Here is a 24,465-nt window from a genome sequence, read left to right as displayed (position 1 = left end):
TCCGCGTGAACGTCACCTCGGCTCGTGCGAACCGGCGGCGCGGCCCTCGATTGGTCGCGGCGGCCGGTTATGGGTTGCGTCGCGGCGCGCAAGCGTAGACGGTGCCGGGCAGGGCGGATGAAGGTGACACGCTAGGCTATGGCGACGCAGGCAGCGCCTCTCTCGGACGCCGCGACGCATGCGCGGCGCTGGATCACGGATTATTGCGCGCGCACCACCGCGGGCGACGTGCTGTGCGGCAGCGACGACGCCGCCTGGGCGGCGATGTTCGAGGAACTCGCCACCGTCGCCTCCGACGATCTCGACCACGTCCGCGAGCGCGTCCGCCGCCACGCCGCCGATATCGGCATGGGCTTCCGCATCATCGGCGAGGCGGACGAGCGGCCGTGGCCCGTCTCCCCCGTGCCGCTGCTGATCGCGGCGGACGAATGGGCGCAGATCGTCCGCGGCGTCACCCAGCGCGCCGCGCTGATGGAGACGGTGATCGCCGACCTCTACGGCCCCGGCCGGCTGGTCGAGCGCGGGCTGATCCCCGCCGCTCTGGTCACCGGCAGCCCCTATTTCCTGCGGCCGATGGTCGGGCTGGAGCCGCCCGGCGGCCGCCACCTGCATTTCATCGCGATCGATCTCGGCCGCGGCCCGACCGGCGAATGGCGCGTGCTCGCCGATCACCTGCGCGCGCCCGCCGGCGCCGGCTATGCGCTGGAGAACCGGCTCGCGGTCAGCCGCACGCTGGGGGGGCTGCAGGCGCGGATCAACGTCCAGCGCCACGCACCCTTCTTCGCCGCCTTCCGTGCCGGCATCGCCGCGATGTGCCGCCGCACCGACCCGCGTATCGGCCTGCTGACGCCGGGCCGGTTCAACCCGAGCTATCCCGAACAGGCGCATCTCGCGCGCTATCTCGGGCTGTTGCTGGTCGAGGGCGCCGATCTCGCCGCGCTCGAGAACCAGCTCTACGTCCGCACCATCGCCGGCCTCAAGCGCGTCGATGCTCTGTGGCGGCGCGTCGATCCGCGCATGCTCGACCCGCTGGCGTTCGATTCGCATTCGCAGATCGGCGTGCCGGGGCTGATCGATGCCTATGCCGCGGGCAATGTCGTACTCTCCAACGCCCCCGGCGCGGGCGTGCTCGAGGCGCCGGCGTTCGGCGCCTTCCTGCCGCAGCTCGCGACGCGACTGTGCGGCGAGAGCCTGCACCTGCCCAATATCGCGACCTGGTGGTGCGGCCAGCCGTCCGAGCGTGCGCGCGTCGAGGAAGACCTCGACCGGATGCTGATCGGGTCCGCGTTCGGCCCCGTGCCGCTCGGCCTGCCCGGCGGCCGCACGATGCCGGGCGCCGAACTCGACGCCGGCCAGCGCGCCGCGCTGCTCGCCGATATGGAACGCCGGCCACAGGATTATGTCGGGCAGGAGATCGTCCGCCTGTCGACCATGCCGGTGGTGATCGACGACCGATTGGTGCCGCGGCCGTTCACGCTGCGCGTCTTCGCCGCGCGCGACGGCAACGGCGAATGGACGGTGCTGCCCGGCGGCTTCGCGCGGATCGGCGAGGCGACCGACCCGCGCGCCAGCGTGCTGGGGGAGGGCACCTGGTCCGCCGACGTCTGCATCCACGGCGCCGACACGGTCGAGCCGGTGTCGCTGCTCCCCGCCCCCGATTCGCATCAGGTTCGCCGCAATCCCGGCACGCTGCCGAGCCGCGTCGCCGACAATTTCTACTGGCTCGGCCGCTATCTGGAGCGCGGCGAAGCGTTGCTCGCGGCGATCCGCGTCATGCTCGGCAATTCGATCGATGCCGATGGCGGCGCGGCCTTGTCCTCGGCGACGGTCGGCAAGCTCGTCGGGCTGATCGCCGGCGGCGGCGCGGCGCCGCATCCCGCCTCGCTGCGTCGTGCCGATCTCACCGGCTTCGCCAGGACGGCGATGGAGGACGAGGGCTGGCATTCGGTCGCGACGATCAACCGGCTCGCGCGCGGCATCGGCGAAGGCTCGCGCGACCGGCTGTCGGCGGACATGGTACGCCTGCTCGAAGCGCCGTTCCCGACGCATCGCGGCATGCTCGACCGCGCCGGCTCGCTCCAGCGCCGCTATGTCGCGATCGCCGGCCTGTCGGCGGAGCATATGGGGCGGACCGCGGCGTGGCGGTTCCACGATCTCGGCCGCCGCGTCGAGCGGGCGATGGCGATGACGCGCGCGCTGCGGCTGTTCGGCATGCCGGGGGCGACCGCCGACGATCTGTCGACGCTGCTCGACCTCGCCGACAGCCAGATCAGCTATCGCCAGCGCTATCTGACGGGAATCGCGCGCGTCCCCGTCGTCGACCTCGTCGCGCTCGATCCGGGCAATCCGCGCAGCCTCGCCTATCAGGCGGAGCGGATCGGCGAGCGGCTGCGCGACCTGCCGGTGCTCAGCGACGACGGCATGCCCGAACCGCAACAGGCGCACGGCCGCAGCCTCGCCGCCGCACTGGCGATGACCACCGCGGCGACGCTCGATGCCGACGTGCTCGGCGACCTCGAACGGCGGCTGGCGCAACTGTCGGAAAGCGTCGCCCGCCGCTATTTCCTGCAGGGCGCCGAGCCGCTGCGCGAAGGCGGGCTGACGCTGGCATGAGGGCGATGCAGCATTGCGGATGGGGGTCGGGCGCTTGCCTGCTTTCCCCCGTCACCCCGGACTTGTTCCGGGGTCCACTCTGCGGCTGGGAGAACGACTTGAGGCGAGAACGCGCGCCTGCGGCCCGGTGGACCCCGGAACGAGTCCGGGGTGACGAGAGGGGTAGGGAGACCGGCTGCCCCAAGTCAGTCGCTATAGGCACACGCGCCGCTCGTCTGGTGGAAACGGCATGATCGGTGAAATGCTCTATGATATCCGCCACATCACGCGCTTCGACTATGGCGGCAACGTCAAGTTCGCGCGCTGCAACCTGCGGCTGAAGCCGATCGACTGGCCGGGGCAGAGCCTCGAGGATTATGCGCTCACCGTCGAACCGGTCGGCCGGCTCAGCCCGGCGCGCGCCGAGGCGGGACTCGCCAACGTCACCCGGCTGGTGATCGATACGCCGGTGCGCAGCCTGACGATCGAGAGCCGGTCGCGGATGCGCGTCGACCGGCTGGTGCCGGTGGCCTCGCCCGACGACCCGACGCTGGGCGAGGTCGCGGCGCTGGCGCGCGCCAGCCGCGACCTGTCCGCGGCGAGCCCGGCCAATTACCTGTTCCCGTCGCCGCTGATCCCGCTCGACCATGCCATCGCCGCTTATTGCGCCCCCGATCTCGACCCGGCGCGCGGCGCGCTGGAGGCGGGGATCGCGCTCGCCCGGCGCATCCAGGACGATTTCACCTTCGATGCGACCGCGACTCTGGTCGACACGCCGCCGCACGAGGCGTTCCTGAAGCGCAAGGGCGTCTGCCAGGATTTCGCGCAGATCATGATCACCGGCCTGCGCGCCGCCGGTCTGCCCGCCGCTTATGCCAGCGGCTATATCCGCACCATCCCGCCCGCGGGCCAGCCGCGGCTGGTCGGCGCGGATGCGACGCACGCCTGGGTGCTGTTATGGTGCGGGCCGGTGCACGGCTGGGTCGGGCTCGACCCCACCAACGGCATCTGGATGGCGGGCGACCATATCGTCATGGCGGTCGGCCGCGACTATGCCGAGATCGCGCCGGTCGACGGCGTCGTGCTGGGGTCGCAGGCGCAGAACATGGCGGTGAGCGTCGACGTCGCGCCGCTGGCCTCCGACGTCTGATACACTTCCCCCGTTCGCCCTGAGCCTGTCGAAGGGCAGTGGGACTCACCGTGCTTCGACAAGCTCAGCACGAACGGGGGGTAAACAGAACATCGCGGTGAGCGTCGACGTCGCGCCGCTGGCCTCCGACGTCTGATACACTTCCCCCCCCCCGTTCGCCCTGAGCCTGTCGAAGGGCAGGTGGGTCTCACCGTGCTTCGACAGGCTCAGCACAAACGGGGGGGGTATCGGGCAAGGCAGTGTTGCTCACAAGTCCGGCAGCACCTGCTCCGCCACGCCCCAGCCCGCCAGCGCCCGCGACGTCGCGCGCTGCAACAGTTCCTCGGCATCGCGCACGCCCCAGCGCGCCGCGGTATCGATATCGCGCAGCTCGGTCCACGACACCGGCGCCGCGACCAGCGCACCGGCCCGCGCACGCGCCGAATAGGGCATGATCGCGGTGCTGCCGCGCTGGTTGCGCAGGTAATCGATGAAGATCTTCCCCTTGCGCTTCGCCTTGGTCATCACCGCGACGTAGCGGTCGGGCTCGGCCGCCGCCAACGCCCGCGCGAAGCGATCCGCAAAGTCCTTCACCGCCGGCCATGCCGCCTGCGGCGTCAGCGGCACGACGACATGGACGCCCTTGCCGCCCGACAATAACGGAAAGCTGACCAGCCCCAGCTCGGCGAGCTGCGCGCTGACATGCTCCGCCGCGCGCTTGGTGTCGGCGAAGTCGAGCCCCTCGTCGGGGTCGAGGTCGATCACCAGCCGGTCGGGCTTTTCCAGATCGTCGACCCGCGATCCCCAGCCGTGGAATTCGATCGTCCCCATCTGCACGCAGGCGACCAGCCCGTCGGCATCGTCGACATAGAGATAGGGCTGCACCGAGCCGTCTTTCTCCTTGACGTCGACATGATGCACCGTGTCGCCGAAGCTGCCCGCGTCATGCTTCTGGAAGAAACATTGCTTGGCCCGCCCCTGCGGACAGCGCACCAGGCTGACCGGCCGCCGCCCCGCCCAGGGCAGCATAATCGGCGAGACCTGCGCATAATAATCGGCGAGCTCACCCTTGGTGACGTCGCTTTCCGGAAAGATCACGCGGTCGCGGCTGCTGACCTTGATATGCACCTCGGGCGCGGCGGGCGCGGGTTCGGCGACCTCCGCCACCACGTCCGCCGCCGCCTTGTCGCCGCGCAGGCCGAGGAAGCTCGAATGGCGCAGCACCTTGTCCGGCGTCACCTCGGCGAAAGCGATTTCGGCGACGAGTTCGGGCTTCACCCATTTGGCGCCGCGCAGCGCCGCCTTGAACGGCTTGAGGCTCTTCGCATCGACCGGCGGCGTCTTGACCGCGAGCCCCGCCAGCCGCTCCGCGAGGTCATCCATCATCGCCTGATCGAAGCCGGTGCCGACCTTGCCGGCATAGCGGAAGCCGCCGTCTTCGTGCAGGCCGAGCAGCAGCGACTTGAAGCCGCGCTTCTTGTCCGACGGCGTCCAGCCGACGATGACGAACTCCTGCCGCCGCGTGCATTTCGCCTTGAGCCACGTCCGGTTGCGCTTGCCGGCATAAGGCGCGTCGGCGCGTTTCGAGACGACGCCCTCCAGCCCCTCCTTGCACATCGCCTCGAACAGCGCCTCGCCCGAACCGAGCACGTGCTCGGCGAACTGGAGGCGCGGCCCGTCGGTCAGCATCGCACGCAGCCGGTCCTTGCGCTCGACGGTGGTCAGCGGGGTCAGATCCTCGCCGTTCAGTTCGAGCAGGTCGAAAGCGAACAGCGTCATGTCGCCGCCGCCCGAAATGGCGTCCTTGAGCGTCGAGAAATCGGGCCGCCCATCCTTGAACGCGACGATCTCGCCATCGATCAGCGCGCTGTCGACGAGCAGCGCAGCGGCCGCCTCGGCGATCGCGGCGAATTTGTCGGTCCAGTCGAGTCCGCTGCGCGTGAAGACCTTCGCCTCGCCCCCGGCGACCGCGACCAGCGCGCGATAGCCATCATATTTCACCTCGTGCAGCCAGCCGGTGCCGGCGGGGACGGCGTCGACCAAGGTGCAGAGCTGCGGGTCGCGGAAGGCGGGCATCGCCTGCGGCTTGGCGGCGCGACGCTTCGCAGGTTTGACGGCCTTCGCGGGCTTTGCCGCTTTGGCGGGGGCGCTCTTGCGCGCCGGCTTGCCCGCGGCGATCTCCGCCATCGTCCGGCCCGTATCGACGCTGGTCAGCGCCTCCTCGACCAGCGTATCGGTGCCGCCGGCATAGGCGTCGTCGAGCTTGCGCAGCAGCCAGTTCTCGCGCTTTTCCTTGGCGCGCGGCTTCAGCCGGATCAGCAGCCATTCGCCCTTCATCCGCTCGCCGTCGAGCGTGAAGTGGAGATGCCCCTTGTCGATATCCTTAGCCGATTTGCCCGCCACCGGCGCCCAGGTGCCGCGATCCCACAGCATCACCGTGCCGCCGCCATATTCGCCTTTGGGGATCGTCCCCTCGAACGTCGCATAGGACAGGGGATGGTCCTCGGTGCGCACCGCCAGCCGTTTCTCGTCGGGATCGAGGCTCGGCCCGCGCGTCACCGCCCAGCTCTTGAGCACCCCGTCGACCTCCAGCCGGAAGTCCCAGTGCAGCCGCGTCGCATCATGCTTCTGCACCATGAAGCCGTTGCCATGGCCCGGCGCCAGCGTACCCGCCGGCTCGGCAGTCTTCGCGAAGTCGCGCTTGGCGTTATAGCGTTCGAGCGGATCAGGCACGTTTCTTCGCCGGCGCCTTCTTGGCCGGTGCCTTCTTCGCGGGCGCCCCCGTCTCCGCCTTGGTCTCCGCCTTGGCCGCGCCCGATCTCTCCATCGACTTCTTGAGCGCCGCCATCAGGTCGACGACGTTGCTCGACGTCTTGCCGCCGTCGTCCTTGTCCTCGATCACCTTGGCGCCCTTCGCCTTGCGCTTGCGCTCGACGAGGTCCTTCAGCGCATCGACATAGCGGTCGTGGAATTCCTGCGGATCGAACGCCGAGGTCTTCTTGTCGATCAGCGCCTCGGCGAGGTCGAGCAATTCGGCATCGGGCTTGCCCTCGGGGATCTCGCGGAAATAGCTCTGCGCCTTGTTGACCTCGTCGGCATAGCGCAACGTCTCGAGCACCAGCCCGCGCCCGCACGGCTTCAGGCTGACGACATATTCGCGCCCGCGCATCGCCAATTGGCCGAGCCCGACCTTCTTGGTCCGCCGCAGCGCCTCGCGCAGCACGATGAACGCCTCTTCGGCGAGATCGTCCGCCGGCACGACGAAATAGGGTTTCTCGTAATAGAGCACGTCGATCTCGCTCGCATCGACGAACTGGGTCAGCTCCAGCGTCTTCTTCGATTCGAGCTTCACCGCGTCGATCTCGTCCTGTTCGAGCAGCACGAACTCGCCCTTCGACACCTCATAGCCCTTCATGATCTCGTCGGTGTCGACCGGGCCGACGCCGGTGACGATCTTCTCATAATGGATCGGCTGGCCGGTCGGCTCGTGGATCTGCTTGAACGCGACCGACGCGCCGCTCTTGGTGGCGGCATAGATCTCGACCGGGATCGACACCAAAGCGAGCCGGATCTGTCCTTGCCAATAGGCGCGTGCGGGCATGATGGGGTCTTTCCGTTGCGGAAGCGATTTAATCCGCGGGCGCGGGAGTCGTTCCGCCCCCATCATTCCTCCCCCGCCAGGGGGAGGGGGACCGCTCGGCGGTAGCCGAGTGGTGGAGGGGGAGGATAGGTCGGGAGCGTCGTAGCAAGGCTTCCGCCTATCCTCCCCCTCCGTCACCGCTACGCGGCGCCACCTCCCCCTGGCGGGGGAGGAATCGGGTGTGCGCATTTCCCGTTGCATCAACATGCGCTAAGGGCGGCGCATGGCTGACGACCCCTTTGCGCTGTTCAACTCTTGGTACGCCGAGGCGCGCGACAGCGAAATCAACGATTCCAACGCGATGGCCTTGGCCACCGTCGATGCGACGGGGCAGCCGTCGGTGCGCATGGTGCTGCTCAAGGGCCATGGCCCGGACGGCTTCGTCTTCTACACCAACCGCGAAGGGCGCAAGGCCGCCGATCTCGCCGCGGTGCCCAAGGCGGCATTGCTGTTCCACTGGAAATCGCTGCGCCGCCAGATCCGCATCGAGGGGCCGGTAAGCCTCGCCAGCGACGCCGAATCGGACGCCTATTTCGCCAGCCGGGGCCGCGATTCGCAGCTCGGCGCCTGGGCGTCCGACCAGTCGCGCCCCCTCGACTCGCGCGAGACGTTCGAGGCGCGGGTCGACGCCGCCAAGGCGCAGTTCGAAGGCCACGACGTGCCGCGCCCGCCGCATTGGGGCGGCTATCGCGTCACCCCGCATGCGATCGAATTCTGGCAGGATCGCGCGCATCGTCTGCACGAACGCCGGCTGTTCACCCGCGCCGGCGACGGCTGGCGCGAAGGGTTGCTGTTCCCATGACGCGCGACGAACAGCGCCGGCTTCTGCCGCTGGCGACGCGCGCCGCGCTCGCCAGCGTGGCGATGGCGTGCTTCCTGCTCGCGCTCAAGGGCTTCGCCGCCTGGCATACCGGTTCGGTGGCGATGCTCGGCAGCCTCGCCGATACCGCGCTCGACCTGCTCGCCAGCCTCGTCACGCTGTATGGCGTGCGCCTCGCCGCGACGCCGGCGGATCACGACCATCGCTTCGGCCACGGCAAGGCGGAGGCGCTCGCCGCGCTGTTCCAGGTCGCGCTGATCACCGCCTCGGCGGCGGGCATCGCGTGGCGCGCGATCACCGCATTGTCCGAGAACGGACCGACCGCCGACGCCGAATTCGGCATCGGCGTGTCGATCGTCGCGATCGGCGCGACCATCGTGCTGCTCTGGTACCAGCGCCAGATCATCCGCCAGACCGGCTCGGTCGCGATCATGGCGGACAACGTCCATTACCAGTCCGACGTGCTGCTCAACGGTTCGGTCATCATCGCTTTGGTGCTCGATCAATATTTCGGCTGGCACAAGGCCGATCCGATCCTCGGCATCGTCATCGCCCTGTGGCTGGCCTGGGGCGCGTTCCAGGCGTCGTCCAACGCCATCGACCAGCTGATGGACAAGGAATGGCCCGACGACGAGCGCGCCGCCTTCCTCGACGTCGCCGCGCGCCAGCCGGGACTGAAGGGCATCCACGACTTCCGCACGCGCCGCTCGGGCAGCCACGATTTCGCGCAATTCCACATGGAGGTCGACCGCGACCTCACCGTCGGCGCGGCGCACGACATCGTCGAATCGGTCGAGCGTAACCTCCGCCGCACCTTCCCCAAGGTCGAGGTGCTGATCCACCTCGATCCCGAGGGCCATGTCGACACCGACAATCCGCTGGTCGAGGCGGACGTCACCCCCCATTGGTTCGGGAAACGCCTGTGAGAATACCGTTCGCGCAGATCGACGCCTTCGCCGACGCGCCGTTCGGCGGCAATCCCGCCGCGGTGATGCCGCTGTCGCAATGGCTCGCTGACGACGTGCTGCAGGCGATCGCCGCGGAGAACAATCTCTCGGAAACCGCCTTCCTGATCCCCGATGCGAGCGGCGAGGCGGATTTCGAGCTGCGCTGGTTCACGCCGGGGCATGAGGTGCGATTGTGCGGTCATGCCACGCTCGCGAGCGGCCATTTCGTGCTGTCGTCGGACGCCGACCGCACGCAGGTCCGCTTCCGCACCCGCCGGGCAGGCGTGCTGACCGTCATGCGGGAAGGTGCGGGCTATACGCTGGCGCTGCCGGCGTGGAAGCCCGAACCCCGGCCGCTGCCCGAGGTCGTCGCGGCGTTGGGCGTCACCGATGTGGTCGAGACCTTGTGGCGCGAGGGGGGGTATGGCGTGATCGTGCTGGAGTCGGAAGCCGCGGTTCGCGCCGTCCGTCCCGACCTGCGCGCCCTGGCGGCGACCGGCGACCATCAGGCGATCGTCACCGCGCGCGGCGAGACCGCCGCGGTGGTCAGCCGCATGTTCGCGCCCGGCGCGGGCGTCGACGAGGACCCGGTGACGGGCTCGGCGCATGCGGTGATCGTGCCCTATTGGGCGGAAAAGCTCGGCACCGACCGGTTCGGCGCCTATCAGGCGAGCGCGCGCGGCGGCGCTTTGTCCTGCCGGCTGGAGGGCGACCGCGTGGTGCTCGGCGGCGCCTGCGTGACGGTGATCGAGGGAACGTTCCTGCTGCCGTAGATCCGCCTTCGCTGTGGCGTTCCCCCAAGGTCTGTCATCCCCGCGAAGGCGGGGATCCAGACGCGCAGGTCCTCGATTGAGCCGGAACGTCAGCGTTTATGGATCCCCGCCTCCGCGGGGATGACGGAACTGGGGTGGACGCGTAGGCGCGCACCGGTCGGTCTGCTGATCGGGCGGCGAATACGTTGCCGCTGGCATCCGTCACCACCCCTCCTGTCGTCATCCCGGCGAACGCCGGGACCCATGGATACGATGACGTAGGCGGTAGTGTTCCTCGCCAGCCGCCTGCAACCATGGGTCCCGGCGTTCGCCGGGATGACGAAGCGGGCAGGGGTGTCGCACGGCGAAGGGATGAGCGAGGGGAGGCGGTGCGTTGAGCGCAATACCTCCCCCCGATCTCCGAAAGCACCCCTCGCGCGCTACCGCCCCCGCCGCTTGGTCATCGGATCGGGCTTGACCGGCTTCACCCAGCCTTCGGGCGGCACCACCCGCGACTGGCTCGTGCCGAGCCCCATCGCGCCTGGCCGCTGCCGCTCCAGCCCGGCCGGATCGACATCCTCGCCACCGGCGCGCAGCAGGCTGATCCGGTCGCGCAGCCGCCCCGCCGTCTCGAAGTCGAGCGCCGCCGCGGCCGCCTCCATCTCCAGCCGCAGCGCCTCGATCGAGACGGTCACGCCGCCGCCGCCGCCGCCAGCGCCGGCTCGGTCGCCGCGATCCAGCCGCCGCCGAGCACCCGCTCGCCCGCATAGAGCACCGCCGCCTGACCCGGCGCGACGCCATATTCGGGCGCGGCGAAGCGCAGCCGGTCGCCGTCGAGCCGCGCCGGCACCGGCTTGGCCATCGAACGCACCTTGGCGGTGATCGGGCCGGCATGATCGGCGCCGATCCAGTTGAGGCCCGTCACCTGCGCCGCCGCCACCGCCAGCGCGGCGCGCGGGCCGACCACCACCTGCCGCGTCGCCGCATCGACGCGCACGACGTAGAGCGGCTCGGGCGTGCCGCCGATCTCGAGCCCACGGCGCTGGCCGACGGTGAAATGGATGATGCCGCGATGGCTGCCCAGCCGCCGGCCGGCGAGGTCGACGATGTCGCCCGCGGTATCCGCCTCGGGGCGCAGCTTGCGCACCAGTCCGGCATAATCGCCGTCGGGGACGAAGCAGATGTCCTGGCTGTCGGGCTTGGCGGCGACGCCGAGACCGAGTTCGGCGGCGATCTCGCGCACCCGCGCCTTGGGCAGCGCGCCGAGCGGGAAGCGCAGATAGTCGAGCTGCGCCTGCGTCGTCGCGAACAGGAAATAGCTCTGGTCGCGCGCCGGATCGGCACCGCGATGCAGCTCCGCCCCCGCCGGGCCGACGACGCGGCGGACATAATGGCCGGTCGCGAGGCAATCGGCACCGAGGTCGCGCGACAAGCTCAGCAGGTCGGTGAACTTCGGTCCGGTGTTGCACTGGACGCAGGGGATCGGCGTCTGCCCCGCCAGATAGGCGTCGGCGAAGGTGTCGACCACCGTCTCGCGGAAGCGCGTCTCGTGGTCGAAGACGTAATGCGCGATGCCGAGCCGGTCGCACACCGCGCGCGCGTCGCGGATGTCGCGCCCGGCGCAGCAGCTGCCGGCACGGCCCGTCGCCTCGCCATGGTCGTACAGTTGCAGCGTGACGCCGATCGTCTCGGCGCCGGTCTGCGCCGCCAGCGCCGCGACCACCGAACTGTCGACCCCGCCCGACATCGCCACGACGATCCTCTTGCCGGTAAGCGCGTCGCCGAGCTGGAAATCCACATCGTCCATCCGGCCATCATACCCGGTCCGGCGGCGAACCGCAAAACAGCTACGGTTAACATCGGCTCACATAGGTTCGCACAAAAGTGACGGCGGCTTTACCCCGCCTTCATTGCTCGCCGCTACAAGGGAGGTTCGAACAGGCAACACGAGTGGATCAGCGTTGGACCTCAGCTTTCCAGGCTTCGACAGAAATACGGAGGTCACCAAGCTTCCGGGCGATCTGGCGGTGCTCATGGTCGGGATCGCCGCGCGGCAGACGGCGTCGCCGACCGCCGTCGCGCAGGCGCGCTTCGGCCGGATCGGTCATCCCTCGCGTTTGCTGCAGCCGCTCGACGGCGCCTTCAACGGTCCGACCGCGGCGCTGCTTGCCCAATGGAGGGACGGAATTCCGCGCCCGGAAGAATGAAACTGCCGTTAACCTTGGCGTGCAAGGCGATCTTCAAGACCGTTCGCTAAGGTTCAGTATCGCGTTTGAGAGGGGGCCCCCAGCCCCGATCGAGGTTGAGTGATGATCGAGAACCAGAAAATCCGTCCTGCCAAAGTGATAGGCCCGCTCGGCGAGTCGCTCACGCTGGATTCGCTGCCGCCGCCGTCGACGACGCGCTGGGTGGTGCGGCGCAAGGCGGAAGTGGTCGCGGCGGTCAACGGCGGTCTGCTGACCGTCGACGAGGTCTGCGCGCGCTATGGTCTGACGGTCGAGGAATTCGCCAGCTGGCAGCGCGCGATCGACCGCTCCGGCATGCCCGGACTGCGCGTCACCCGCATCCAGCACTATAAATCGCTATACGAGCGCCAGCAGAAATATTGAGCGATCCGACGCCCCTGGCGCCCTAAAAACGAAACGCGTGCGGAACATTGTTACGGGGTTGAGAGTCTTTCCGAGCGGAGCCCACGGCGGGCACAACGGAGGGACCTATGGGTATCATTCTTTGGCTTATCATCGGCGGTGTCATCGGCTGGCTGGCCAGCATCATCATGCGCACCGACGCCCAGCAGGGCATCTTCCTGAACATCGTCGTCGGCATCGTCGGCGCGTTCATCGGTGGCCTGATCCTGTCGGGCGGTTCGATCAACAATCAGCCGCTCAACATCACCTCGTTCCTGGTATCGCTGCTCGGTGCGGTGATCCTGCTTGCGATCGTGAACCTCGTGCGTCGCGGTAGCGTCCGCTAAGACGTTCGCTTCGTCACGCGAAACGAAAGGGCCGTCCGGGCAACCGGGCGGCCCTTTTCGCGTCATTGCAGCAGGAAGCGCACCGACAAGGTGACGGTGACGTCCTTCTCGCCCGGCGCGATCTCGGTCGATGCGGCATCCGCCTTCATCGCGCGCGCCATGAACATCGGTTGCGGCCCCGGTCCGCCGGCATCCTGCCCCGCCTCGGCGATCGAGATCACCCGCGCCACCTTCATCCCCGCCGCCGCCGCATACAGATCGGCCCGCGCGCGCGCCCGCTTGACCGCATCGGTCCGCGCCTCGTCCAGCGCCGTCTCGGGCGTGTCGATCGAGAGATTGGGGCCGTCGATCTGGTTCGCGCCCTGCGCCACCAGCGCATCGAGCACGCTGCCCGCCTTGGTCACGTCGCGGAAGCGGACGCTGACCGTGTTGGTCGCCTGATAGCCGGTGATCGCCGGCGGCTGGCCGTCGGTATAGCGATATTGCGGGCTCAGTCCGACGTTCGACGTGGCGAGGTCGCGCGGCGCGATGCCGGCGCGCTTCAGCGCCGCGAGCACGCGCTGCATCCGCTGCGCATTGTCGGCGAGCGCGGCGGCGGCGGTCGGTGCCTGCGACACCACGCCGGCACGGATCGTCGCCAGATCGGGCACCCGCGTCGTGCGTCCCTCCGCGCTGACGTCGAGGATCGTCCCCTGCGCCGGCACCAGCGGCTCGACGCTGGTCGCGGCGCTCTGCGCCAACGCCGCCGTCGGGACCATCATTAGCGCCATTGCTGACAGATATTTCACTTAGTCTCTCCCGTGTTAGTGAACGCCAGGCCGAGCATTTGCCCTGATCGAGGTCAACCCCAGCTGAACGGGCGATCGTGTTGCGGACACTGTGCATTTCGGGCATGGCAGCGCCATCGCGCCAGCGGGGGCTTGAGCGCGGTGATTTATTCAGATAACACAGTCGCGACGGACGATGGCCCGGCAGTGGCCGGCACGGGGATGGGACAGGCATGAACGACTATCAGGGTTCGATCGGTCACGAGGAACGGCTGGCTCTGCCGGGTGAATCCGCACCGTCGGGCCGCCGCCGCAAGATCGTCGTCGTCGCCGTCATCGTGCTGCTGCTCGCCATCGTCACCTGGGCGATGTTCGGCCGCAAGAAGGCCGATCCCGCCGCCGGCCAGAAGACCGAGCAGATGCCCACCGTCACCGTCGTCGTCCCCGGCCGCAAGACCGTCGACCGCACGCTGACCGCCACCGGCACGCTCGCCGCGCGCCGCGAGATGCCGGTCGGCGTCGCCGGCGAGGGCGGGATGATCACCCGCGTGCTCGTCGAGCCCGGCCAGTGGGTCAATGCGGGGCAGGTGCTCGCCACCGTCGACCGCTCGGTGCAGACGCAGACCGCCGCCTCGCTCGCCGCGCAGGTCGCGGTCGCGCGCTCCGACCAGACGATCGCGCAGGCCGAGCTCGACCGCGCGCAGCAGCTCGTCGACCGCGGTTTCATCTCCAAGGCCGATCTGCAGCGCAAGGCCGCGACCCGCGACGCCGCCGCCGCGCGCGTTCAGGTCGCCGCCGCCAGCCTGCGCGAGGCCAACGCCCGCAACGGCCGGCTCGACATCCGCGCGCCCGAAGCCGGCCTCGTCCTCACCCGCGGCGTCGAGCCCGGCCAGATCGTCAGCTCGGGCAGCGGCGTGCTCTTCCGCATGGCGCAGGGCGGCCAGATCGAGATGCGCGCGCAGCTCGCCGAGGCCGATCTCGCCAGCCTGCACGCCGGCGCGCGTGCGCAGGTGACGCCGGTCGGCAGCGACCGGACCTTCGCCGGCGAGGTGTGGCAGGTCTCGCCGATCATCGATGCGAACACGCGGCAGGGCATCGCGCGGATCGCGCTGCGCTACGATCCGGCATTGCGCCCGGGCGGCTTCGCCTCGGCTACGATCGTCGGCGGCGCCGCGGTCGCGCCCTTGCTCCCCGATGCGGCGTTGCAGAGCGACGACAAGGGCAGTTTCGTGTATATCGTCGGCAAGGACGACAAGGTCGAGCGCCGCAACATCAAGATCGGCCAGGTCTCCGACGCCGGCGTGACCGTGGTGGCGGGCCTCGACGGCAGCGAACGCGTCGTCCGCTCGGCGGGCGGGTTCCTGGCCCCCGGCCAGAAGGTGAAACCGGTCGTCGCGACCGCCCAGCCAAAGGCGAGCTGACATGAGCTTCCGCAACATCTCCGCCTGGGCGATCCGCAACCCGGTCCCGCCGATCGTGCTGTTCCTCGCACTGACGCTGGCGGGGATCGTCAGCTTCATGCGGATGGACGTCAACAACGACCCCGACATCGACTTCCCCGTCGTCATCGTTGTCATCAGCCAGCCCGGCGCCGCGCCGACCGAGCTGGAGAATCAGGTCACCAACCGCGTCGAATCGGCGGTCCGCTCGCTCCAGGGCATCGACGAGATCACCTCGACCGTCACCGAGGGCCAGTCGACCACCGTCGTCCAGCTCGCGATCGGCACGCCGATCGACCGCGCGGTCAACGACACCCGCGACAAGATCGCGCAGATCCGCAGCAATCTGCCCGAGGGCATCCTCGAACCGCAGATCTTCCGCGCCGACACCACCGACAACGACCTCGCCAGTTATTCGGCGATCGCCAGCGACATGACCGTCGAGCAATTGAGCTGGTACATCGATAACACGGTGACCAAGGAACTGCTGTCGGTGCCCGGCATGGCCGCGGTCAACCGCAACGGCGGCGTCAGCCGCGAGATCCGCGTGATCCTTGATCCGCTGCGTCTGCAGAGCCAGGGCCTCACCGCCAGTCAGGTCAACGCCCAGCTGCGCCAGATCAACCTCAACGCCGCCGGCGGCCGCGCCGAGATCGCGGGGTCCGAACAATCGGTGCGCGTGCTCGGCAACGCCCGCAACGCCAACGACCTCGCGCAGACGCAGATCAACGTCGGCAACGGCCGCACCATCCGCCTGGGCGACATCGCCACCGTCCGCGATCTCTATGCGGAACAGCGCAGCCGCGCCGCGGTCGACGGCCGACAGGCGATCAGCTTCGACTTCCAGCGCGCCAAGGGCGCCTCCGACGTCACCGTCTTCAACGAGGCGGTGAAGAAGCTCGCCGACCTCGAGAAGCGCAACCCCAACGTCCATTTCATCCTGCGCTCGAACAGCGTCAAATATACCGAGGCGCAATACGAATCCGCGATCCATGCGATGATCGAGGGCGCGGTGCTCGCGGTGCTCGTCGTGCTGCTGTTCCTGCGCGACTGGCGCGCGACGATGATCTCGGCGCTGGCGATCCCGCTGTCGGCGATCCCGACCTTCTGGTTCATGGAGCTGCTCGGCTTCAACCTCAACCAGATGACGTTGCTCGGCCTCAGCCTCGTCGCCGGCGTGCTCGTCGATGACGCGATCGTCGAGATCGAGAATATCGTCCGCCACATGCGGATGGGCAAATCCGCCTATCAGGCGTCGATCGACGCCGCCGACGAGATTGGCCTCGCGGTGCTCGCCACCACCATGTCGATCGTCGCGGTGTTCATGCCGGTCAGCCTGATGCCCGGCATCTCGGGCCAGTATTTCCAGAATTTCGGTCTCACCGTCGTCGTCTCGGTGCTGATGAGCCTCGCCGTCGCGCGTCTCATCACGCCGATGATCGCCGCCTATTTCCTCAAGAGCTTCGGTCACGCCAGCCATGGTGAGGGCAGGCTGATGGACGTCTATATGGCGGTGCTGCGCTGGACGCTCGACAGCAGCCGGCAAAAGGCGAGCGCGGCGCGCGGCGGCGTCCACCGCTTCACCAGCCGCTGGCGCGATCACCGCATGTGGGTGATGGGCTTCGGGTTCCTCACCTTCATCGCGACGATCCTGATGTTCGGCGCGGTCCCGATGCAATTCTCGCCCGCCGAGAACAGCGACAATTCGACCGCGACGATCGAGATGGTGCCGGGCGCGACGCTCGCCCAGACCGACGAGGTCGTGACGCGGGTCGGCGAGCTGCTGCGGCGCCAGCCCGAGGTCGCCTCGGTCTATACCCGCACCGGCTCGAACGGCGCGGTCAACACCGGCCGCGTCACCGCGACGCTCAAGGAAGACCGCACCGTCACCAGCACCGAATTCGAGCGTAACCTCGCGCCCGAACTCGCCAAGATCGCCGATGCGCGCGTCGGCTTCCGCTCGCAATTCGGCTGGGGCTCGTCGGGCCGCGACATGACCGTCGTGCTCGGCGGTGACGATCCCGTGCTGTTGCAGAAGACCGCGAACACGCTGGTCGACCAGATGGCGACGCTGCCGACGCTCACCCAGCCGCGCATTTCGGGCAACCTCCAGCGGCCCGAGATCGTCATCAAGCCGCGCTTCGACCTCGCCGCCAATCTCGGCGTGACGACGCAGGCGCTCTCCAGCGCGATCCGCATAGCGACGCTCGGCGACATCGACCAGAATTCGGCGCGCTTCTCGCTGTCGGACCGGCAGGTGCCGATCCGCGTCGCGCTCGATCAGGGCGCGCGCACCGAATTGTCGACGATCCAGAACCTGCCCGTCTCCACCGCGAGCGGCGGGTCGGTGCCGCTGTCGCTGATCGCCGACATCAGCCTGGGCTCCGGCCCGACGCAGATCGACCGCGTCAACCAGCAGCGCCGCATCGCCGTCGGCGCCGATCTCGCCCCCGGCATCGTCTCCGGCACCGCGCAGAAGCAGATCGACAATCTGCCGATCATGAAGAACCTGCCGCTGGGCGTGAACAAGCTGACGCTCGGCCAGGCCAAGTGGCAGCAGGAGATGCTCAACAATTTCGTCGTCGCGGTGATCGCGGGCACCTTCCTCGTCTTCGCGGTGCTCGTGCTGCTCTACCGTCGCGCGCTGCCGCCGTTCGTCAACATGGCCTCGCTGCTCCTCGCGCCGCTGGGCGGGCTGATCGCCTTGTGGGCGACGGGCAATCCGCTGTCGCTGCCGGTGTTCATCGGGCTGCTGATGCTGCTCGGCATCGTCGCCAAGAATTCGATCCTGCTGATCGACTTCGCGCTGGAGGAGATGAACAAGGGCGTCGACACGCTCACCGCGATCATCGACGCCGGCCACAAGCGCGCGCAGCCGATCGTGATGACGACGGTCGCGATGGTCGCCGGCATGGTGCCGACCGCCGCGTCGATCGGCAGCGACGGGTCGTGGCGCGCGCCGATGGGCATCGTCGTGATCGGCGGCCTGCTGCTCTCGACGCTGCTGACGCTGGTGATCGTGCCGGCGGCGTTCAGCCTCGCGGTCGGCATCGAACGCTACATCGGCCCCCGCCTCGGCAGCCGCCTGCTCACCTACCGTCCCGGCGACGACGGCAGCACCGTGGTCGGCATCGCCGGCCCCGATCAGCCGAGCATCGCGCCGGTCCCGGGCCGCATCGGCCGCGACGATCCGGGCGCGCAGCCGGCGGAATGACGGGACGGGCGTAGAGTCCGTCCCGGATGATCGTCATCCCGGCGCAGGCTTGGGCCATCGCATATGGACGCTCGTGCGAGCCTGTCGTCTTCCAAGCCCATCCCGTCACCCCGGACTTGTTCCGGGGTCCACCCTACGGCGAGGAGCAAGGCTTGAGTCGACACCCTTCTCTCGCGGCCCGGTGGACCCCGGAACGAGTCCGGGGTGACGAATTTGGTAAGGAAACCGATCGAGCCTCATTACCGCAGCAATATGCGATAGTCCCGCCGCGCAGGTCGGGCTTGGGTCGCAACCTCAGCGTATATGGATCCCCGCCTGCGCGGGGATGACATAGGAACAAGCGGTATCGACCGACGCCGCGCCATCCCAATCGCCCCATCCACTTGAACTTCCCCCGCGCTCGGGGATTGTTTCGCATATGACAGCCTTCCCCCGCGCCAGCACCACCGAGGCGGCACCGCCCGCGCTGGTCCGGATGCGGCGTATCGCCGTCGGCCTTCTCGTCGCGATGGCGGCGCTGTTCCTCGTCAGCCGCCAGCTCGCCCCGACGCACCCCGGCTGGGGGTTCGCGCAGGCGTTCGGCGAGGCGGCGATGGTCGGCGGGCTCGCCGACTGGTTCGCGGTCACCGCTTTGTTCCGCCACCCGCTCGGCCTGCCGATCCCGCACACCGCGATCATCCCGCGCAACAAGGACCGGATCGGCGATACGCTCGCCGCATTCCTGCGCACCAATTTCCTCCAGCCCGCGGTGATCGGCCGGCGCATGCGCCGCGTCGACGTCGCCACCGCGATCGCGCGCTGGCTCACCGATCCGCCCGAGGGGGCAGGGGGCCGTTTCCGCCAGGGCGCGTCGAAGCTCGTCGCGCAGGTGCTCGAAGGCCTCGATCCGCAGCGGCTCGGCGGCATGGTCAAGGCCGGCATCGCCGCCCGGCTGCGCGAGACGGAGGTCGCGCCGATCCTCGGCCGGGTGATGCAGGCGGCGCTCGCCGAACAGCGCCACGCGCCGCTGCTCGACGGCGCGATCCGCTGGGGAGCGAAGGCGCTCGCCGCCAACGAGCATCTCATCCGCCAGATGGTCCACGACCGCGCCGGATCGATCCTGCGCTGGACCGGGCTCGACGAGACGGTGGCGGACAAGCTCATCGCCGGGCTCGACAAACTGGTCGCCGACATGGCCGACGATCCGCAGCATCCGCTGCGCCTCAAGGCCGAGGAGGGGCTCGACCGACTCGCCTGGGACCTGCAATTCGATCCCGCCACCCGCGCCCGCGTCGAGGCGATGAAGGTCGAACTGATCGCCAATCCGGCGATGCAGTGCTGGCTCGACGGGCTGTGGGAGTCGGCACGCGCCGGCCTGCTCCGCATCGCGCGCGATCCCGAGGGGGCGATGCAGGGCCAGCTCGGCGACATGTTGCGCCAGCTCGGCCAGACGCTGACGCAGGACCCGCGGCTGTCGCATACGATCAACCGCTTCGTCCGCCGCGCGGTGGTCGGCATCGCCGCGGATTATGGCGACGGCATCGTCCGCCTGGTCTCGGAGACGGTGCGCGGCTGGGATGCCGATACGATCACCAGCCGGCTGGAGAATGCGGTCGGTCGCGACCTGCAATATATCCGCATCAACGGCACGCTGGTCGGCGGGCTGGTCGGCCTCGCCATCCATGCCGTCGACGTGCTGTTGTGAACCCGCGCTGTCCGGTCAACCCAACCGTCCCGTATGATAAACGCCTTGCCGTGGATCGGAACTTGCCGCACAAGCGCAAGCGATGAGCGCCACAGCCGAATTCGAGCAGGACAGCGGCGGAACCCTTCGCTTTTCCGGTGATCTGCTGTTGCGGACGCTCGGCACGCTGCCCGACCGGCTTGATGCGATCAGCGGCCCGGTCGAGCGGATCGACCTCAGCGGCATCGGCCGGATCGACACCGTCGGCGCCTGGGTCGTCCATCGCCTCGCGACCCGCCACGAGGCGGCGATCGAGGGGCTCGACGAGGACGGCCGCTATCTGCTCGATTCGGTGGTCGCCGCCGACCGGCCGGTGGCGCTGGCCCCGCACGCGCGCAACGCCTTCAGCAAGATGCTCGGCGAGATCGGCGATGCGGTCATCATCACGCTGCGTACCCTGTACGGCCTGCTCGGCTTCATGGGCGCGACGACGATCGCCTTCGTCAACGTCGTGCGTCATCCCAGCCGTTTCCGCTTCAACGCGACGGTGCACCGGTTCGAGGTGGTCGGCGTCCAGGCGCTCGCCATCGTCGGCCTGATGAGCTTCCTGATCGGCATCGTCATCGCCCAGCAGGGCGCGGTCCAGCTCCGCCAATTTGGGGCAGAAGTGTTTACCATTAATCTGGTCGGCCGGCTCACTTTGCGTGAACTTGGTGTACTTATGACCGCGATCATGGTCGCCGGCCGCTCCGGCTCGGCCTTCGCCGCGCAGCTCGGCACGATGAAGCTGACCGAGGAGATCGACGCGATGCGCACCATCGGCGTCTCCCCGATGGAGGCGCTGGTGCTGCCGCGGACGATCGCCGCGGTGCTGCTGATGCCGCTGCTCGGCTTCTATTCGTCGCTGATCGCGATCATCGGCGGCGGCCTGCTCGCTTGGGTATCGCTCGACATCCCGCCGGTCACCTTCATCCAGCGCATCCGCGAGGTCGTGCCGATCACCGACCTCTACATCGGCCTCATCAAGGCGCCGGTGTTCGGTGCGATCATCGCCATCGCCGGCTGTTTCCAGGGCATGCTGGTCGAATCGGACGCCGAACAGGTCGGCCTGCGCACCACGTCGGCGGTGGTGCAGGCGATCTTCCTCGTCATCGTGCTCGACGCCTTCTTCGCGGTGTTCTTCACCTGGGTGGGGTGGAACTGATGGCGCAGCGCGAGCCGCAGGACGACGCACCGATCATCCAGGTGCGCGGCCTCAAGAACGCCTTCGGCGACGCGGTCGTCCACGACAATCTCGACCTCGACGTGCGTCGCGGCGAGATCCTCGGCGTGGTCGGCGGCTCGGGCACCGGCAAGTCGGTGCTGATGCGCTCGATCATCGGGCTGCAGACGCCGGTCGAGGGCGACATCACCGTCTTCGGCGAACCGACGATCGGCCGCGAGGAGACCGAGGCGACCGACATCCGCAAGCGCTGGGGCGTACTGTTCCAGGGCGGCGCATTGTTCTCGACGCTGACCGTCGCCGAGAACGTGCAGGTGCCGCTGCGCGAGTTCTACGGCGACCTCAACCCCGCGCTGATGGCGGAGATCGCCGCCTACAAGGTGGTGATGACCGGCCTGTCGCCCGACGCCGGCCCCAAATATCCCGCCGAACTGTCGGGCGGCATGAAGAAGCGTGCCGGCCTCGCCCGCGCGCTCGCGCTCGATCCCGAATTGCTGTTCCTCGACGAGCCGACCGCGGGGCTCGACCCGATCGGCGCGGCGGCGTTCGACGGCCTCACCAAATCGTTGCAGAAGACGCTGGGGCTCACCGTCTTCCTGATCACCCACGATCTCGACACGCTCTATGCGATCTGCGACCGCGTCGCGGTGCTCGCCGACAAGAAGGTGATCGCGGTCGGCACGATCGACGAACTGCTCGCGCTCGATCACCCGTGGATCGAGGAATATTTCAAGGGGCCGCGCGGCCGCGCCGCGATCGCGACCCAGGAAGCGCATGCGGACGCGTCGCAACATCCGACGGAAGTGAAGACGCAGCAGATCGCGGCAAGTCCGGCCGCCGCCACCGAACCGGCCGAACCGGCCCGACCCCCTGTAGGGACCGACTGATGGAAACCCGTTCCAACCATGTGATCGTCGGCGCGGTGGTGCTGATCCTGCTCGCCGCGCTCGCGATCTTCACGATCTGGATCGCCCGCCTCGGCGGAGCCACCGAGCGCGAATACGACATCTTCTTCAAACAGTCGGTCGATGGTCTGGCGAAGGGATCGACGGTCACCTATTCCGGCGTTCCCACCGGCCAGGTCAAGACGATCGCGCTGTGGAAGCCCGATCCGCAGTTCGTCCGCGTCCGCGTCACCGTCAACGAGGAGACGCCGATCCTGCTCGGCACCACCGCGACGATCCAGGGCAGCTTCACCGGCACCAGCACCGTCGCGCTCGACGGCGCCCGCAAGGGCGCACCGCCGATCGTCTGCCCCGAGCGTGCCGATGCGACGCAATGCCCCTATGGCGTGCCGGTCATCCCGACCAAGCAGGGCGGCATCGGCGCGATCCTCAATTCGGCGCCGCAGCTGCTCGAGCGGCTGTCGACGCTGACCGAGCGGCTGACCGGGCTGCTGACCGACCGCAACCAGGCGTCGATCGCCGGCATCCTCGAGAATACGAACCGTCTGTCGGGCGCGCTCGCCGATCGCGGGCCGGAGATCGCGGCGACGCTGGCGCAGACGCGCATCGCGATCCAGCAGGCGGGCGACGCCTCGCAGCAGATCGGCAAGCTCGCCGAGACGACCAACGGCCTGCTCGCCGAGGACGTCAAGCCGACGATGCAGAACCTCAACAAGGCGATCGCCTCGGCGCAGCAGAGCGCCGAGACGCTCAATTCGGCGATCCAGGACGCGCGGCCGGGCCTGCAGACCTTCTCCAAGCAGACGATACCGGAGGCGAACCGGCTGGTCCGCGACCTGCGCGTCACCGCGACGGCGCTGTCGTCGATCGCCGACAAGGTCGATCAGGGCGGCGCCAGTTCGCTGATCGGCCAGCAGAAGCTCCCCGATTACAAGGGCAAGTGAGATCATGAAGACCAAGCTTCTCCTCCTCGCCGCGGCGCTGCCGCTCGCCGGCTGCATCAGCTTCGGCGCCAAGCCGCCGCCCTCGCTGCTGACGCTCGACGCGACCTCGGCACCCGCGGTCGGTGCCGACCAGAATTCGGCGAAGACGCGCTCGATCACCATCCAGGTGCCGTCGACGCCGACCGCGATCGCCGGCGGACGGGTGCCGGTGCAGGCGACGCCGACGACGATCGCTTACGTCAAGGACGCGTTATGGGCCGAGCCGCCGGCGCGGCTGTTCGCGCGTCTGCTGTCCGACACGGTGTCGGCGCGCAGCAACATGGTGGTGCTCTCGACCGTCCAGTCGATCGCCGACCCGAGCGCGACGCTCGCCGGTGAATTGCGCCGCTTCGGCCTCGACGCGACGACGCGCGAGGCGGTGGTGACCTATGATGCGTCGCTGACCCGTGCCGGCAAGGAGACGGTCGAGAAGCGCCGGTTCGAGGCACGCGTACCGGTGACCGCGATCGACGCGGCGAGCGCCGGCCCGGCAATCAGCCAGGCGGCCAATCAGGTCGCGGTCGAGGTCGCCGCCTGGGTCGCCGCGAGCTGATCGGCTAGCGCGGCGTGCGCCGGACCGCCGGCAGCACGTCGCACACCGCCGCGCCACCCAGCCCGACCGTCGGCGCGTCGGGGGTCTCGCGCTTGATAACCGCGGCGGCGAACCGCGGATTGTCGGCGCTGCGATACTGGAAATGCGGCCGGTCGCCCGCGGGCATGTCGCTGGCCAATCGCACCGAGACGATCGGCAGCCGCTCCGCCGCGCTCGCATAGACGCCCATCGCCGCATCGCTGCGCGGCAGGCCCGACAGATACCCCATCCCCTCGACGATCCGCCCGACGACGGTGTAGTTGCGATCGAGCCGCCGCGCCGACTGGCCGATCGGCGTGAACAATTCGGCACCCGAGCCGGTGCTCGGCAAGGCGTCGCGCGCGACGCCGACCATGCCGTAGCAATGCGTCAGCCACGCCTGCCGCCCGTTGGTCGCAACCGGCCAGCCGTCCGCGGTGATGCCGCTCGCGGTCGAATAGCTGTCCGCCTTCGTCATCCGTACCGCGGGCCGGAATGCGGCGATCTCGAACTCGGCGGCGGGATGATCGGTGATGCCGGCGGGCAGCGGCTTCTTCTCGGTGGCGTCGCCCCATTGCGCCACCCAATTCTCCTGCACCCGATAGACGCTGGCATCGTCCCACCAGCGCGCCCGGGCGAGCGTGTGGATGTTGGCGACGTGCGCGGGGGCGAAGCCCGGCGCGAGCCGGATGACGACCTGCTTGCCGGTGGCGAGAGTCATCACCAGCAATTCGTCGTCGGGCACCGCGCGCCAGTCGGCCTCGACCGGGTCGGCGGGGGAGGCGGCGGGGGCGGCCTGGGGCGGCGGCGCGGCGGCGAGAAGGAGCAGACTCAGCATGGCCGCGAG

Annotated in this window: 21 protein-coding genes; 15 read left to right on the top strand and 6 right to left on the bottom strand. The window is 69.0% G+C overall.

What is annotated here, in order from left to right:
• Positions 1 to 138: 138 nt before the first annotated feature.
• Both AC07U4_RS15725 and AC07U4_RS15720 read left to right on the top strand, forming a co-directional pair.
• Positions 139 to 2,613: a circularly permuted type 2 ATP-grasp protein gene (locus AC07U4_RS15725; RefSeq protein ID WP_495196048.1), complete on the top strand. Its 2,475-nt coding sequence runs from the start codon at positions 139 to 141 to the stop codon at positions 2,611 to 2,613.
• 241 nt (positions 2,614 to 2,854) lie between these two features.
• Positions 2,855 to 3,742, top strand: coding sequence for a transglutaminase family protein (locus AC07U4_RS15720; RefSeq protein ID WP_137899013.1), 888 nt, complete (start codon positions 2,855 to 2,857; stop codon positions 3,740 to 3,742).
• A gap of 246 nt (positions 3,743 to 3,988) precedes the next feature.
• On the opposite strand, the gene ligD is transcribed toward AC07U4_RS15720, so the two are convergent.
• On the bottom strand, positions 3,989 to 6,454 hold the full coding sequence (ligD, locus tag AC07U4_RS15715; RefSeq protein WP_495196047.1) for a DNA ligase D: 2,466 nt from the start codon (positions 6,452 to 6,454) through the stop codon (positions 3,989 to 3,991).
• The gene (ku, locus tag AC07U4_RS15710) at positions 6,447 to 7,322 is read right to left on the bottom strand and encodes a non-homologous end joining protein Ku (protein WP_495196046.1); all 876 of its coding nucleotides are present in this window, start codon (positions 7,320 to 7,322) and stop codon (positions 6,447 to 6,449) included. Before ku ends, ligD begins: the two co-directional genes overlap by 8 nt.
• A gap of 262 nt (positions 7,323 to 7,584) precedes the next feature.
• Here ku and pdxH point away from each other — a divergent pair, with 262 nt between their 5' ends.
• The 3 genes from pdxH to AC07U4_RS15695 are packed head-to-tail and all read left to right on the top strand — an operon-like array spanning position 7,585 to position 9,901.
• Positions 7,585 to 8,163 (top strand): pyridoxamine 5'-phosphate oxidase, encoded by a 579-nt coding sequence (gene pdxH / locus AC07U4_RS15705; protein ID WP_495196045.1) that lies wholly within the window; start codon positions 7,585 to 7,587, stop codon positions 8,161 to 8,163.
• Positions 8,160 to 9,107 (top strand): cation diffusion facilitator family transporter, encoded by a 948-nt coding sequence (locus tag AC07U4_RS15700; RefSeq protein WP_038665451.1) that lies wholly within the window; start codon positions 8,160 to 8,162, stop codon positions 9,105 to 9,107. The genes pdxH and AC07U4_RS15700 overlap by 4 nt, the downstream gene beginning before the upstream one ends.
• Entirely contained in the window at positions 9,104 to 9,901 is a 798-nt protein-coding gene (locus tag AC07U4_RS15695) for a PhzF family phenazine biosynthesis protein (protein ID WP_495196044.1), read from the top strand. Before AC07U4_RS15700 ends, AC07U4_RS15695 begins: the two co-directional genes overlap by 4 nt.
• Positions 9,902 to 10,320: 419 nt before the next feature.
• On the opposite strand, the gene AC07U4_RS15690 is transcribed toward AC07U4_RS15695, so the two are convergent.
• Complete coding sequence (locus tag AC07U4_RS15690; RefSeq protein WP_081974480.1) at positions 10,321 to 10,575, bottom strand: UvrB/UvrC motif-containing protein; 255 nt, start codon at positions 10,573 to 10,575, stop codon at positions 10,321 to 10,323.
• Complete coding sequence (mnmA, locus tag AC07U4_RS15685) at positions 10,572 to 11,687, bottom strand: tRNA 2-thiouridine(34) synthase MnmA (protein WP_495196043.1); 1,116 nt, start codon at positions 11,685 to 11,687, stop codon at positions 10,572 to 10,574. The genes AC07U4_RS15690 and mnmA overlap by 4 nt, the downstream gene beginning before the upstream one ends.
• Before the next feature lie 154 nt (positions 11,688 to 11,841).
• On the opposite strand from mnmA, the gene AC07U4_RS15680 reads away from it, so the two are divergent.
• From AC07U4_RS15680 to AC07U4_RS15670, 3 genes are all read left to right on the top strand, one after another.
• Positions 11,842 to 12,087 carry a hypothetical protein gene (locus AC07U4_RS15680; RefSeq protein WP_038665457.1) on the top strand — a complete coding sequence of 82 codons (246 nt, stop codon included), beginning with the start codon at positions 11,842 to 11,844 and terminating at the stop codon, positions 12,085 to 12,087.
• 102 nt (positions 12,088 to 12,189) lie between these two features.
• Positions 12,190 to 12,489, top strand: a complete 300-nt coding sequence (gene sciP, locus AC07U4_RS15675; protein WP_037531838.1) for a CtrA inhibitor SciP — start codon at positions 12,190 to 12,192, stop codon at positions 12,487 to 12,489.
• Between the two features lie 107 nt (positions 12,490 to 12,596).
• Positions 12,597 to 12,854 carry a GlsB/YeaQ/YmgE family stress response membrane protein gene (locus AC07U4_RS15670; RefSeq protein WP_038665458.1) on the top strand — a complete coding sequence of 86 codons (258 nt, stop codon included), beginning with the start codon at positions 12,597 to 12,599 and terminating at the stop codon, positions 12,852 to 12,854.
• A 62-nt stretch (positions 12,855 to 12,916) separates the two neighbouring features.
• On the opposite strand, the gene AC07U4_RS15665 is transcribed toward AC07U4_RS15670, so the two are convergent.
• The gene (locus AC07U4_RS15665) at positions 12,917 to 13,615 is read right to left on the bottom strand and encodes an SIMPL domain-containing protein (RefSeq protein ID WP_495181275.1); all 699 of its coding nucleotides are present in this window, start codon (positions 13,613 to 13,615) and stop codon (positions 12,917 to 12,919) included.
• 239 nt (positions 13,616 to 13,854) lie between these two features.
• Between AC07U4_RS15665 and AC07U4_RS15660 the strand changes: the two genes are divergently transcribed.
• The 7 genes from AC07U4_RS15660 to AC07U4_RS15630 all read left to right on the top strand — a co-directional run bounded on the left by AC07U4_RS15660 (position 13,855) and on the right by AC07U4_RS15630 (position 23,600).
• Positions 13,855 to 15,042: an efflux RND transporter periplasmic adaptor subunit gene (locus tag AC07U4_RS15660; RefSeq protein WP_038665461.1), complete on the top strand. Its 1,188-nt coding sequence runs from the start codon at positions 13,855 to 13,857 to the stop codon at positions 15,040 to 15,042.
• A 1-nt stretch (position 15,043) separates the two neighbouring features.
• Positions 15,044 to 18,274: an efflux RND transporter permease subunit gene (locus AC07U4_RS15655; protein WP_038665462.1), complete on the top strand. Its 3,231-nt coding sequence runs from the start codon at positions 15,044 to 15,046 to the stop codon at positions 18,272 to 18,274.
• A 418-nt stretch (positions 18,275 to 18,692) separates the two neighbouring features.
• Complete coding sequence (locus AC07U4_RS15650) at positions 18,693 to 19,958, top strand: DUF445 domain-containing protein (RefSeq protein WP_495196042.1); 1,266 nt, start codon at positions 18,693 to 18,695, stop codon at positions 19,956 to 19,958.
• Positions 19,959 to 20,040: 82 nt separating this feature from the next.
• On the top strand, positions 20,041 to 21,141 hold the full coding sequence (locus AC07U4_RS15645; protein ID WP_038665466.1) for an ABC transporter permease: 1,101 nt from the start codon (positions 20,041 to 20,043) through the stop codon (positions 21,139 to 21,141).
• Entirely contained in the window at positions 21,141 to 22,046 is a 906-nt protein-coding gene (locus tag AC07U4_RS15640) for an ABC transporter ATP-binding protein (RefSeq protein WP_038665469.1), read from the top strand. Before AC07U4_RS15645 ends, AC07U4_RS15640 begins: the two co-directional genes overlap by 1 nt.
• Complete coding sequence (locus AC07U4_RS15635) at positions 22,046 to 23,008, top strand: MlaD family protein (RefSeq protein ID WP_038665471.1); 963 nt, start codon at positions 22,046 to 22,048, stop codon at positions 23,006 to 23,008. Before AC07U4_RS15640 ends, AC07U4_RS15635 begins: the two co-directional genes overlap by 1 nt.
• A gap of 4 nt (positions 23,009 to 23,012) precedes the next feature.
• The gene (locus tag AC07U4_RS15630; protein ID WP_038665473.1) at positions 23,013 to 23,600 is read left to right on the top strand and encodes an ABC-type transport auxiliary lipoprotein family protein; all 588 of its coding nucleotides are present in this window, start codon (positions 23,013 to 23,015) and stop codon (positions 23,598 to 23,600) included.
• Positions 23,601 to 23,604: 4 nt separating this feature from the next.
• Here the strand turns inward: AC07U4_RS15630 and AC07U4_RS15625 are convergent, their stop codons facing one another.
• Positions 23,605 to 24,456: a peptidylprolyl isomerase gene (locus AC07U4_RS15625; protein WP_495196041.1), complete on the bottom strand. Its 852-nt coding sequence runs from the start codon at positions 24,454 to 24,456 to the stop codon at positions 23,605 to 23,607.
• Between the last annotated feature and the right edge of the window lie 9 nt (positions 24,457 to 24,465).

The sequence above is a fragment of the Sphingomonas sp. GW821-FHT02B09 genome (assembly GCF_059421875.1).
The sequence above is the reverse complement of the archived record's forward strand: the minus strand, read 5'-3'. Positions and strand labels throughout refer to the sequence as shown.